General features: G+C 66.7%; 14 protein-coding genes. 3 read left to right on the top strand and 11 right to left on the bottom strand.

The features are described 5' to 3' along the window. Window positions 1-4 precede the first annotated feature (4 nt). From ccmC to ACG00X_RS23370, 11 genes are all read right to left on the bottom strand, one after another. On the bottom strand, window positions 5-751 hold the full coding sequence (ccmC, locus tag ACG00X_RS23320) for a heme ABC transporter permease CcmC (RefSeq protein WP_394492109.1): 747 nt from the start codon (window positions 749-751) through the stop codon (window positions 5-7). A gap of 4 nt (window positions 752-755) precedes the next feature. Next, window positions 756-1,412, bottom strand: a complete 657-nt coding sequence (ccmB, locus tag ACG00X_RS23325; protein WP_394492111.1) for a heme exporter protein CcmB — start codon at window positions 1,410-1,412, stop codon at window positions 756-758. Next, window positions 1,406-2,029 (bottom strand): cytochrome c biogenesis heme-transporting ATPase CcmA, encoded by a 624-nt coding sequence (gene ccmA / locus ACG00X_RS23330; RefSeq protein ID WP_394492113.1) that lies wholly within the window; start codon window positions 2,027-2,029, stop codon window positions 1,406-1,408. Before ccmA ends, ccmB begins: the two co-directional genes overlap by 7 nt. Next, window positions 2,016-2,669, bottom strand: coding sequence for a cytochrome c3 family protein (locus tag ACG00X_RS23335; protein ID WP_394492116.1), 654 nt, complete (start codon window positions 2,667-2,669; stop codon window positions 2,016-2,018). The genes ccmA and ACG00X_RS23335 overlap by 14 nt, the downstream gene beginning before the upstream one ends. A gap of 33 nt (window positions 2,670-2,702) precedes the next feature. After that, a complete protein-coding gene (locus ACG00X_RS23340; protein ID WP_394492118.1) occupies window positions 2,703-3,200 on the bottom strand; it encodes a nitrate reductase cytochrome c-type subunit in 498 nt (165 codons plus the stop codon). A gap of 14 nt (window positions 3,201-3,214) precedes the next feature. After that, a complete protein-coding gene (napA, locus tag ACG00X_RS23345) occupies window positions 3,215-5,707 on the bottom strand; it encodes a periplasmic nitrate reductase subunit alpha (RefSeq protein WP_394492121.1) in 2,493 nt (830 codons plus the stop codon). Beyond that, entirely contained in the window at window positions 5,688-5,975 is a 288-nt protein-coding gene (locus ACG00X_RS23350; RefSeq protein WP_394492124.1) for a chaperone NapD, read from the bottom strand. The genes napA and ACG00X_RS23350 overlap by 20 nt, the downstream gene beginning before the upstream one ends. Beyond that, window positions 5,975-6,154, bottom strand: coding sequence for a periplasmic nitrate reductase, NapE protein (napE, locus tag ACG00X_RS23355; protein ID WP_394492127.1), 180 nt, complete (start codon window positions 6,152-6,154; stop codon window positions 5,975-5,977). Before napE ends, ACG00X_RS23350 begins: the two co-directional genes overlap by 1 nt. 50 nt (window positions 6,155-6,204) lie before the next feature. Next, window positions 6,205-6,684, bottom strand: a complete 480-nt coding sequence (locus tag ACG00X_RS23360; RefSeq protein WP_394492129.1) for a hypothetical protein — start codon at window positions 6,682-6,684, stop codon at window positions 6,205-6,207. A gap of 381 nt (window positions 6,685-7,065) precedes the next feature. Next, on the bottom strand, window positions 7,066-7,293 hold the full coding sequence (locus ACG00X_RS23365) for a hypothetical protein (protein WP_394492132.1): 228 nt from the start codon (window positions 7,291-7,293) through the stop codon (window positions 7,066-7,068). After that, window positions 7,284-7,883 (bottom strand): hypothetical protein, encoded by a 600-nt coding sequence (locus tag ACG00X_RS23370; protein ID WP_394492134.1) that lies wholly within the window; start codon window positions 7,881-7,883, stop codon window positions 7,284-7,286. Before ACG00X_RS23370 ends, ACG00X_RS23365 begins: the two co-directional genes overlap by 10 nt. A gap of 290 nt (window positions 7,884-8,173) precedes the next feature. Between ACG00X_RS23370 and ACG00X_RS23375 the strand changes: the two genes are divergently transcribed. The 3 genes from ACG00X_RS23375 to ACG00X_RS23385 all read left to right on the top strand — a co-directional run bounded on the left by ACG00X_RS23375 (window position 8,174) and on the right by ACG00X_RS23385 (window position 10,598). Beyond that, window positions 8,174-8,683 carry a hypothetical protein gene (locus ACG00X_RS23375; protein ID WP_394492136.1) on the top strand — a complete coding sequence of 170 codons (510 nt, stop codon included), beginning with the start codon at window positions 8,174-8,176 and terminating at the stop codon, window positions 8,681-8,683. A gap of 461 nt (window positions 8,684-9,144) precedes the next feature. Beyond that, window positions 9,145-9,747 (top strand): type IV toxin-antitoxin system AbiEi family antitoxin domain-containing protein, encoded by a 603-nt coding sequence (locus ACG00X_RS23380; protein WP_394492138.1) that lies wholly within the window; start codon window positions 9,145-9,147, stop codon window positions 9,745-9,747. Then, window positions 9,744-10,598 carry a nucleotidyl transferase AbiEii/AbiGii toxin family protein gene (locus ACG00X_RS23385; protein ID WP_394492140.1) on the top strand — a complete coding sequence of 285 codons (855 nt, stop codon included), beginning with the start codon at window positions 9,744-9,746 and terminating at the stop codon, window positions 10,596-10,598. Before ACG00X_RS23380 ends, ACG00X_RS23385 begins: the two co-directional genes overlap by 4 nt. The last annotated feature ends 135 nt before the right edge of the window (window positions 10,599-10,733 follow it).

Consider the following 10,733-nt stretch of genomic DNA (forward strand, 5'->3'; position numbering starts at 1 on the left):
ATGGTCATTCCGCGTTCTCAAGGGCGGCGCGTTCGGCGATGAGGCAGCGCACGCGGGCCAGCGCGGTGGCGATGCTGTAGGCCCAGCAGGCGGCGGTCATCAGCAGCATGCCGATGAGCATGGTGTGCGTCATCGTCGGCGCGGCGTCGAAGCGGATGGTGGAGCCCTGGTGCAGCGTGCTCCACCACTGCACCGAGAAGTAGATGACGGGCACGTTGACGACGCCGGCCAGCAGCAGGATGGCGCCCGCGTTGTCGGCGCGCTTCGGGTCTTCCAGGCTGGACACGAGGGCGAGGTAGGCGAGGTAGAGGAAGAGCAGGATCAGCTCGGACGTGAGGCGCGCATCCCACACCCACCAGGTGCCCCAGGTGGGCTTGCCCCAGGCGGCGCCGCTCCACAGCGCGATGGCGGTGAACACCGCGCCGGTGGGCGCCAGCGCACGCGACAGCAGCGGCGACAGCCGCGTGCCGAAGATGAGGCCGATGCCGGCATGCAGGGCCGCGACGAGGTAGATGAACATAGACATCCAGGCCGCCGGCACGTGGATGAAGATGATGCGGTAGACCTCGCCCTGCTGGTGGTCCGTCGGCGCGACGGCGAAGCCCACATAGAGGCCGGCGACGGCGAGCACGGCGGCGAGGCCGGCGAATCCGGGGACGAGGCGGCCGGCCAGCGTGTGGAACAGCGGCGGCGAGGCGAAGCGCCGCCAGCGGGCCGGCGTGGCGGGGGGCAGGGCGTGGGGTGTGGTCATGGGGTCATTCCAGCGCCAGCCGCAGCGCGGCGGCACTGGCCCAGGGGCAGAGGAAGGCGGCCAGCGACAGGCAGGCGCCCAGCAGGCTCAGGTGCGGCGCGGCCGGCAGTCCCTGCTGACCGGCCGACACGGCGGCGCAGCCGAACACCAGCGGCGGCACGCTCATGGGCAGCACGATGAGCGCCAGCAGCACATGGCCGCGCAGGCCCAGCGTCAGCGCGGCGCCCAGCGCGCCGATCAGCACGAGCGTGGGTGTGCCCAGCAGCAGGGCCGCCACCAGCATGCCGGCCGCGTCGCCGCTCATGCCGTACTGCAGGGCCAGCAGCGGCGCGACGACGACGAGGGGCAGGCAGGCGATGCACCAGTGCGCGGCGATCTTCGTCGCCACCAGCGCCATCAGCGGGCGCGGCGTGAGCAGCCATTGCTCCAGGTTGCCGTCGGCAAGGTCAGGCTCGAACAGGCGGTGCAGCGAGATCAGCACGGCCAGCAGCGCCGCCACCCAGACGACGCCGGGGCCGATGGCGCGCAGCAGGGCGGCGTCGGGCCCGATGGCCAGCGGGAACAGGCCGGCGACGAGCACGAAGAACAGCAGGCCGCCCAGCGCATCGGCCGGGCGGCGCAGCGCGATGTGCAGCTCGCGGGCGAAGACGGCGCTCAGCATGCGGCGGCCTGGCCCAGCCGCAGCGCCCGGCAGCGGTCGGCCGGCAGGCGCAGCGGCTGGTGCGTGGCGACGACGGCGAGGCCGCCGTCGGCCAGATGCGCCGCCAGGCGCGCGTCGAACAGGCGCTCGCCGGCGTCGTCCAGCCCGGCGCAGGGCTCGTCCAGCAGCCACAGGCGTTGGCGCGCCAGCCCCAGGCGCGCGAGCGCGACGCGGCGCTGCTGGCCCTGGGAGAGGCGGCGCACCGGGCGCGTGGCGAGGGCGGTCATGCCCCAGTCCTGCAAGGCGGCCACAGGCGCTGCGGTGTCGCCGCCGACGAGTTGCTGCGCGAAGCGCAGGTTCTCCAGCGCGCTGAGGTCGGGGCTGAGGCCGTTCAGGTGGCCGAGGTAGGCAACGTCCTGCGGCCGGCCCTGCCAGCACGCCGCGCCGGCCGCTGCCGGCATCAAGCCGGCCAGCAGGCGCAGCAGGCTGGTCTTGCCGCTGCCGTTGGCGCCGTGCAGCTCCAGGGCCTGGCCGGCGTGCAGTTCGAAGCTCAGGCCCTTGAAGAGGCTGCGTCCGCCCCGGCGGCAGGCCAGGGACTGGACTTGCAGCAGCGGCGCGGCGTTCTCATGGCTTGGCATTGCCGACACGGGCTGCCTCGCCGTTGCTGGGAACCGCCTGCCCCGGCGTGTCCGTGGGCGCCTCGCCAGGCGGGATGTGCGGCAGCTTGTGCGCGATGCCCTTATGGCAGTCGATGCAGGTCTTTTCCTTGTTGGCCAGGTAGGTGGAGTGCATGTTCTGCGCCCGCTGGCTCTGGCGCGTGAAGTCCATGGAGTCGTAGTTGTGGCAGTTGCGGCATTCCAGCGAATCGTTGGCCTTGAGCCGCGCCCATTCGTGCTGGGCGAGTTCCAGCCGCTTGTCCACGAACTTTTCGCGCGTGCTGATGGTGCCGAAGATCTTGCCCCACACCTCCTTGGAAGCCTGCATCTTGCGGGCGATCTTGTCCGTCCAGTTGTGCGGCACGTGGCAGTCGGAGCAGACGGCGCGCACGCCCGAGCGGTTGGTGTAGTGGATGGTGCTCTTCAGCTCGGCGAAGACGTTGTCGCGCATCTCGTGACAGCCGGTGCAGAACTTCTCCGTGTTGGTGAGCTCCATCGCCGTGTTGAAGGCGCCCCAGAACAGCACACCGCCGATGAAGCCGCCTATGGTCAGGAAGCCGAGGCTGAAATGGACGCTGGGCCGCCGGATGACGACCCAGTAGCGCTTCAGGAGTTTCAACATGGCAGAGGTCTCCTCGTCTTGCTCACTCAGGGCTCACTTCTTCGTGGCCTTCTCGTTGGCCTTCTGCGTCTGCATCGCGCGCTGGATCACCGTGTCCACGTCCTGGAAGTTGTTCTGCACCAGGGGCCGCGCGTTCTCCTGGGCCACGTGGCATTGCATGCAGAAGTAGCGGCGTGTGGAAACCTGGCCGAGCACACGGCCGCTGCGGTCCATGTAGTGCGTGGCGCTGACGGGGATGGCCTGGGTCGTCTCGGTGCGTGCGCGGGCGTGGCAGTCCAGACACTTGTTGAAATTCTTGTCGATCTGGTAGCCATCCACACGGTGCGGGATGGTGGGCGGCTGCGTGGCCCAGCCGCGGGTGCGGCGCACGTCGTCATTGATGGCGTTGCCCAGCACCGGCGGTTTGGTGGACTCGGTGATGGGCGTGGGGCCGCGGGCCGCGTCGGTGAAGCTGCGGGCGGGTTGCTGCTGCGCGGAGGACAGGCTGGCGCACAGGCACAGCAGCAGGGCGAGGTGGCGGAGGATGTTCATGGACTTTCCGCCTTTCAGACCTTGGTGATCTTGACCGCGCACTTCTTGAAGTCGGTCTGGAACGAGATCGGGTCGGTGGCATCCAGCGTGACCTTGTTGATCAGCTGGCTGGCATCGAACCAGGGCACGAAGACGAGGCCGCGCGGCGGCTTGTTGCGCCCACGGGTCTCGACGCGCGTCTTCATCCTGCCCCGGCGGGAAGCCACCTCCACCTCGCTGCCGCGCCGCACGCCCAGGGCCTTGGCATCGTCGGGGTGCATGTAGCAGACGGCGTTGGGCACGGCTTTGTGCAGCTCGGGCACGCGGCGAGTCATGGAGCCCGAGTGCCAGTGCTCCAGCACGCGGCCGGTGGACAGCCAGAACGGGTATTCCTTGTCCGGGGCCTCAGGCGGCGGCTCGTAGGGCAGGGCGAAGATGACGGCCTTGTTGTCGGGGTGGCCATAGAACTGGAAGCCGGTGCCGGCCTTCACGTAGGGGTCGGCACCCTCACGGTAGCGCCACAGCGTTTCCTTGCCGTTGACGACCGGCCAGCGCAGGCCGCGAGCCTTGTGATAGTCGTCGAACGGGGCCAGGTCATGCCCGTGGCCGCGGCCGAAGGCGGCGTATTCCTCGAACAGGCCTTTCTGCACGTAGAAGCCGTAAGCCTTGGACTCGGCGTTGTCGTAGGCCTTGTCCATGTCTGCCAGCGGGAACTTGTCGACCTGGCCGTTGCGGTAGAGCACGTCGAACAGCGTCTTGCCGCGCACCTCGGGCTGCTTGGCGATCAGCTCGGCGGGCCAGACCTCCTCGATCTTGAAGCGCTTGGAGAACTCCATCAGCTGCCAGAGGTCCGAGCGCGCGTCGCCCGGTGCCGTGACGAGCTGGTGCCAGAAGTGCGTGCGCCGCTCGGCGTTGCCGTAGGCCCCTTCCTTCTCCACCCACATCGCGCTGGGCAGGATGAGGTCGGCCGCCACCGCTGTGACGGTCGGATAGGCGTCCGACACGACGATGAAGTTGTCGGGGTTGCGGTAGCCGGGGTAGCCCTCCTGCATCAGGTTGGCCGCCGCCTGCATGTTGTTGTTGACCATCACCCAGTAGGCGTTGAGCTTGCCGTCCTTGAGCATGCGGTTCTGCTGCACGGCGTGGAAGCCGGGCTTGTCGGGAATGGTGCCGTGCGGGATCTTCCAGATCTCCTCGGCATGGGCGCGGTGCTTGGGGTTGGTGACGACCATGTCGGCCGGCAGCCGGTGCGAGAAGGTGCCCACCTCGCGCGCCGTGCCGCAGGCCGAGGGCTGGCCCGTCAGCGAGAAGGGGCTGTTGCCGGGCGTGGCGATCTTGCCGGTCAGCAGGTGGATGTTGTAGACGAGGTTGTTGGCCCAGGTCCCGCGCGTGTGCTGGTTGAAGCCCATGGTCCAGAAGGACATGACCTTGGTCTTGGGGTCGGCATACAGCTCGGCCAGCGCCTGCAGGCGGTTCTTGGGCACGCCGGTCAGCTGTGCCGTGTAGTCCAGCGTGTAGGTGGAAACGAACTTGGCGTATTCGTCGAACGAGATGGGCTTGGAGCCCGTCGGGTCGCTCGCGTTCTTGGCAGCCTTCTGCAGCGGGTGGTCGGGGCGCAGGCCGTAGCCGATGTCGGAGTTGCCGAGCTTGAAGTTGGTGTGCTTGTTGACGAAGTCCTTGTTGACCTTGCCCGTCGAGATGATGTGGTGGGCGATGTAGTTGAGGATGGCCAGGTCGGTCTGCGGCTTGAAGGTCAGCTCGATGTCGGCCAGCTCGTAGGAGCGGTGCTCGAAGGTCGACAGCACGGCCACCTTCACGTTGGGGCCGCTGAGGCGCCGATCGGTCACGCGCGTCCACAGGATGGGGTGCATCTCCGCCATGTTGGAGCCCCACAGCACGAAGGCGGTGGCGGCCTCGATGTCGTCGTAGCAGCCCATGGGCTCGTCAGCGCCGAAGGTGCGCATGAAGCCGGTCACGGCCGAGGCCATGCAATGGCGCGCGTTCGGGTCTATGTTGTTGGTGCGAAAGCCCGCCTTCATCAGCTTGGAGGCGGCGTAGCCTTCCCATACCGTCCACTGGCCGGAGCCGAACATGCCCACCGACGTCGGGCCCTTGGCCTTGAGCGCGGCCTTCCACTTCTCGGCCATCACGTCGAAGGCCTTGTCCCAGGAGACGGGCTGGAACTCGCCGTCCTTGGCGTACTGGCCGTTCTTCATGCGCAGCAGCGGCGTGGTGAGCCGGTCGTCGCCGTACATGATCTTGGACAGGAAGTAGCCCTTCACGCAGTTGAGGCCCTTGTTGACCTCGGCCTCGGGATCGCCCTGCGTGGCGACGACGCGGTTGTTCTTCACCGCGACGGTGACGCCGCAGCCGGTGCCGCAGAAGCGGCAGGGCGCCTTGGACCAGGTCAGCTGCGAGGCATCGGCATACGCGTTGCCGGTCTGCGCGACGGCGATGGGAATGCCGGCGACGGAGCCGGCCGCTGCTGCGGCGGACTGCCGCACGAAATCACGTCGTGTGGTCGACATGGGGGATCTCCGTGTTCAGGGATTCGAGCGGTTCGACGTGCTGGTAGACCATGGCCACGCCGATCACGCCGGGCGTTTGCTGGAGTTGCGACACCTGATCGAGGATGGCGCCGGACGTGGGGGCTTCCAGCGTGACGACGAACTTGCCGTTCGCATCGGTGCCATGGATTTGCGCATCTGCCAGCGTCGTGATGACGTCGCGGACTTGCGCACAGCGCTCGGGCAGTGCATGAACCACGAGGCTGGTGATGTGGAGTTCGTCGGTCATCAGCTGCCTGGAGGGCCGGCGAACATCTGGTAGACCCAGACGACGAAGCCATAGCTAGCGACGAGCATGCCGGCGAGCACTGGCGCCATGACGACGGAGAGGAAGAGAAAGCTCCTCACTTCTTCAGTACGGGTGGAGGGCGGACTGTGAGACGGACTTCCGCCAGCTGGGTCTAACATCGCAACTCCTTGCCATCAACTGGCGTAGATTCTCGAAGGACCACGAGGGGTTAGTGACGGTTATATCGACGAGCCTTGATCTGTGTCAATTGCAGTGAACCTTTTGACACCGGCTGTGAGGCGATGTCTGCGAATGGTGGTTTGACGAGGAGGGCTTGCGCCTTGAACTCCCCTTGTACCGCTGCTGATGGCGCAGCTATACGTCGCCCGCCCTGGTCAATCGGCTCGCCCAGGTTGGCGCGCGCGGCGTCGCACTGGCTCAAGTCTTCCCCAGCCCCAATGGCGACAAGCAGCCATTGCAACTGCATTTCCAGTCCGCGATGAAGCTCCAGGGCGTGGCCGCGCCCTACACGGGTTTCCAGCTCGAAGGCCATGTGACCGCACGCGTGCTTGCAGAAGCCCTGCACACCGGCAGCGACGCCAGCTCTGCCGGCCTGGCCCTCACGCTGCGCAGCCATAGGCGACTGCACCCTGGGCAGCTTCACCGTCAGCTTCGGCCGCAGCAACGTAGGCAGCCAGTTCGTGGACATCGCCATGATCAACAGCGAGGGACGCCTCGGCTATTGACGAGGAGCATTCCGCTGAGAACCAAACGCGCAGCATCGGGTTCATCCTGCGCGTGGTTGTCGTGCGCGGCGTTTCGTACGAGGTCGAATATTGTGGGTGACGGGCTTGTAGTTGGAGCACATGCCTAGAGCCTACTTCTGTGGTTGGGGGCTTGTGTCGTGTGGGGCCAGAGCAGATTCGGGCCAGTATCGAGATCTGTCCACCCACAAAAAAGGGCTTGCGCTGAAAGCAGCAAGCCCAATGCCGTCGGTTCCAAGAACCACGGCAACTGCGGGGTGAGTTCGGTTGCGGCGCTATGCGGCTGTGGCCAGTTCCTGATGCCTCAGCTGCAGTGAGCTGAGCCGTTAGTTCCGGCTGGACATGGTCGCGTCGTGGTCGCGGCGGCGCTCGATCGCGTTCTCCAGGTGCCGTTGCAGATCGGAGTTCGCAGCGATGCGTCGGCGCGCTTCGTTGATCGCAGGGGCGAACTCGGGGCTGACCTTGACCTTGTAGGCGAGGTAGTCGTCATGGCGATCCGGGAGAACCCTCCACCACGCCACGATGCTGTCGGGATCGTTGAGGTTCAGAAGCATGGCTGCGCTCTCCGGTGATGGACGGTGTGCCGTGGTCGGTTGATGCTGGGTTGGGTGTGTGACTCGTGGGTCGGGTCGAGTGGCCGATGGGGTTGGGATCTGCGTCGGATTTCCTGGTCGGCCGCTGCGATGGGGCAGGCGCCAGGGACGACGGTCAGCCACCGGCGGCCAGCGACGACGGCCTCGTGGGGTGTTTCGCAGTGGTCGCTCATGCCGAAGTGGGCAGTGAAGGCATCCAGCCACTCGCCCGGGGTGTAGGCGTAGCTGGTGGCGGCGATGACGTAGATGCACGCGGCGTTGAGGTGTTCGATGTCTTCGATGGATGCCTGGTGGGGTTGCACCACCTGGTAGGCCGCGTCCATGGCGTGATGGGCGGCGGCGGTCCAGCGTGTGATCGCCGGTGAATAGATGCCTTGCCAGAACGCATGCAGCCCGCCTGCCTCTTCGAACGCGGCTTTGGCAGCCAGGACCTGACATGCCCCGCCCAGGCGGTTCTCCAGCGCCGTACGGGCTGCAGCCATGGCCTTGACGGGGAGGTCCAGGCCGTAGGGGTTGATGGCGAAGTAGGCGACGTAGAACTTCTGGTTCATGCGGATCTCCTGGGGTGTGGCTGCATGGGGCAGTGCTGCGTTCATGCGTGCGTCGAGGTGCGTTACGTGCTGCAGCGTTTGACTGTGTATTTATGCAGTATTCTGGCGAGCCGGGTTGGCTTGGATGCCGGGTCTTGTGATGAGGGTGCCCATTGCAGGCCCTTGGGCGAGTCAGGGCGCGTTGCGCCCCGCACGGTGGCTTCCGGGTTCGCGCCTGGCGCTCATCCTCGCGTTGCGAGGACTGCTGCGCAGCCCTGCAGTCCCCTCTCGCGGGCACCTGCGGCGCTGAAGTGCACCGCTTTGCGGTGAGGGGCGCCTCCGGTCTGCTGCGCAGCCCGAATTGGCAACTGCTGCAGATCGTGCCTGGCTTGGCTGAGAGTCCCGCGCACAAGAGCCTGCACGCCGTCGTTGATGCGTGGCGCGAACGTTTGCCGGCTGACCTGAAGGAACTGATGGGCTTCTTGCTGGAGCAGTCCGCCGAAACTCTGCAGGAACTGCTGGTGGTGTGCGCGGCGCTGAGCGCGAACGCACTGCTCGGCTCTGCCGAAGCCAAGCCCGCCCAGGCACTGGCCGAGGCGGCAGCGCTCGACATGTCCGACTGGTGGGAAGCCAACGGCGAAACCTATCTCGGCCGTGTGCCGAAGTCGCTGATCTCGGAGGCGCTGAACGAGGCTGGAGAGGTCGAAGCGGGCCGCGAGGTGGCCGGCATGAAGAAGGCCGATGCGGTGAGCAGGGCGCAGACGGTGCTGGCGGGCAAGCGTTGGTTGCCGGAGTTGCTGCGCGCAGGTTTGATGCGTTGAGGGCAGGGGGGGCGCTCCCCCTGCCTGTTCTTCGGCTGGATAGGCCGCGTCGGTCGCCGAGGCGCCTGACGCGGGCGGCTCTTCCAGGCGTTCCCCCTGGGCCGCCGGGGCAACACCCCCTCGGGCGTCGCTGCGCGACAGGCGTGGCGTGCTGCGCACGCGAGGTTGCAGTGGCGCGGCCCTCCCGTGCGAAGAGATCGCGGGCCTGTTTCCTTCCCGCTGCGCGTGAACGGGCCCGCTTGGCGAACTGGCCGGTGCTGATTGACTGCGCTTCGCGCGGGGCCGGCCAGATCGCCACTCCTCGCACACGCCATGCCCGTAGCCGGGCCGCGCTGAAGTGATCGCAGCGGCTCGACCGTCGCGCCAGGCGCTGCGGCTCAGGTCAAGTCGCTCGACTACGTCTAGTTCCTATATTTCGTCAAAACGTTGCTTTCGACGAAATAACGGAACATACTCGCCGCATGACTGTCAGTCACAACCAGCGAGTCCTCGACCTTGCCGGCCGCAAGGGCCTGCTGCGCGCCGCCGATCTGGACGCCATCGAGGCGCCCAGGATCGTCCTGACGCGCATGACCGCCGCCGGCCTGCTGGACAAGGTGGGGCGCGGCCTCTACCGCCTGCCAGGCCATCACGGGTCGGAGAACGAAGGGCTGGCGACAGTTGCCACCAAAGTTCCTCAGGCCGTGTTCTGCCTGCTGACTGCGCTGCAGTTCCACGAACTGACGACGCAGCTGCCGCGCCAGATCTGGATTGCCATGCCGCGCGGCAGCCATGTCCCACGCATCGACTATCCACCCATCCGGATGGTGCAAATGACAGGCGACGTCTATGCGGAAGGCATCGAGACGGTCCAGCGCGACGGCGTGGCGCTGCGCGTGTATGGCGTCGCCAAGACCGTGGCCGACTGCTTCAAGCATCGCAACAAGATCGGGCTGGACGTGGCGCTGGAGGCGCTGAAGGATGTGCGGCTCCAGCGCAAGGCCTCGGCGGATGATCTGTGGCGCTATGCGATGGTCTGCCGTGTTGCCAATGTGATGCGGCCCTATCTGGAGGCGGTGGGATGAGCGCGAACCTCGCCGCGTCCGTTCGCGCCCGCCTGCTCAACGTCGCCAAGGCGCAGGGCGCGGACTTCAACCAGGTGCTCGTGCGTTTCGCGCTGGAGCGCATGCTCTACCGCCTGGCGCAGTCATCGCATGCGGATCGGTTTCTGCTGAAGGGGGCGCTGTTGTTCACCCTCTGGTACGACATGCCCCATCGGGCCACGCGCGACGCCGACCTGCTGGGTTTCGGCGCGAGCGACCTGGAGTCTGTTGCGCAGGCCTTCCGCGACATCGCCGGCATCGCCGTGGACGATGGCATGGTGTTTGATCCGACGTCCGTGTCTGTCGAGGAAATTCGCAAGGAGGCCGGCTACGGCGGTGTCCGCGTGGTCATCGCCGGAGAACTGGCCAGGGCGCGCTGTAAGACGCAGATCGACGTTGGCTTCGGCGATGCCGTCACGCCCGGCCCGGTGGATTCGGTCTATCCCGTGTTGCTGGATGACCTGCCCGCACCTCGGCTGCGGGCCTACCCGACCTACACCGTCGTCGCGGAGAAGCTTCATGCCATCGCGCTGTTGGGCATGACGAACAGCCGTGTGAAGGACTACTTCGACCTGTCGGTGCTGCTGGAGCGCGAAACCTTCGACATGACCCTGCTGGCGCAGGCGATCAAAGCGACGTTCGAGCGTCGCGGCATGGCAGTGCCCGCCGAGTTGCCGGTCGGCCTCACGGACGAGTTCTCGCGCGATGCGTCGCGGCAAGCGCTGTGGCAGGCGTTCGTCAGGAAGAACGAACTGCACGCGCAACCCTTGTCCGTCGTCGTCGAACAGTTGCGGTCTGCCTTGCAGCCGGCGTTGAACCGCGCTGCGCGATAGCGGCTCTTTGACCTTGCCCCTGAATTCCGTATCCCATAGCTGGACTACGCGTTGACTTGCCGGCGTTGGCCGGCGAGCCAGTTTTCTTCGAACTGCATCGGGCTGACGTAGGCCAGCGTCGAGTGCAGCCGAGTT

Source organism: Pelomonas nitida, from assembly GCF_043555975.1.
GTDB classification, from domain to species: domain Bacteria; phylum Pseudomonadota; class Gammaproteobacteria; order Burkholderiales; family Burkholderiaceae_C; genus Pelomonas; species Pelomonas nitida.

What these genes read in the sequence shown, in the direction of transcription:
- ACG00X_RS23335 (WP_394492116.1), bottom strand. Translation starts at nt 2,669, where the DNA reads ATGTTGAAACTCCTGAAGCGCTACTGGGTCGTCATCCGGCGGCCCAGC.
- ccmC (WP_394492109.1), bottom strand. Translation starts at nt 751, where the DNA reads ATGACCACACCCCACGCCCTGCCCCCCGCCACGCCGGCCCGCTGGCGG.
- ACG00X_RS23370 (WP_394492134.1), bottom strand. Translation starts at nt 7,883, where the DNA reads ATGAACCAGAAGTTCTACGTCGCCTACTTCGCCATCAACCCCTACGGC.
- ccmA (WP_394492113.1), bottom strand. Translation starts at nt 2,029, where the DNA reads ATGCCAAGCCATGAGAACGCCGCGCCGCTGCTGCAAGTCCAGTCCCTG.
- napE (WP_394492127.1), bottom strand. Translation starts at nt 6,154, where the DNA reads ATGTTAGACCCAGCTGGCGGAAGTCCGTCTCACAGTCCGCCCTCCACC.
- ACG00X_RS23340 (WP_394492118.1), bottom strand. Translation starts at nt 3,200, where the DNA reads ATGAACATCCTCCGCCACCTCGCCCTGCTGCTGTGCCTGTGCGCCAGC.
- napA (WP_394492121.1), bottom strand. Translation starts at nt 5,707, where the DNA reads ATGTCGACCACACGACGTGATTTCGTGCGGCAGTCCGCCGCAGCAGCG.
- ACG00X_RS23350 (WP_394492124.1), bottom strand. Translation starts at nt 5,975, where the DNA reads ATGACCGACGAACTCCACATCACCAGCCTCGTGGTTCATGCACTGCCC.
- ACG00X_RS23385 (WP_394492140.1), top strand. Translation starts at nt 9,744, where the DNA reads ATGAGCGCGAACCTCGCCGCGTCCGTTCGCGCCCGCCTGCTCAACGTC.
- ACG00X_RS23365 (WP_394492132.1), bottom strand. Translation starts at nt 7,293, where the DNA reads ATGCTTCTGAACCTCAACGATCCCGACAGCATCGTGGCGTGGTGGAGG.
- ACG00X_RS23380 (WP_394492138.1), top strand. Translation starts at nt 9,145, where the DNA reads ATGACTGTCAGTCACAACCAGCGAGTCCTCGACCTTGCCGGCCGCAAG.
- ccmB (WP_394492111.1), bottom strand. Translation starts at nt 1,412, where the DNA reads ATGCTGAGCGCCGTCTTCGCCCGCGAGCTGCACATCGCGCTGCGCCGC.
- ACG00X_RS23360 (WP_394492129.1), bottom strand. Translation starts at nt 6,684, where the DNA reads ATGTCCACGAACTGGCTGCCTACGTTGCTGCGGCCGAAGCTGACGGTG.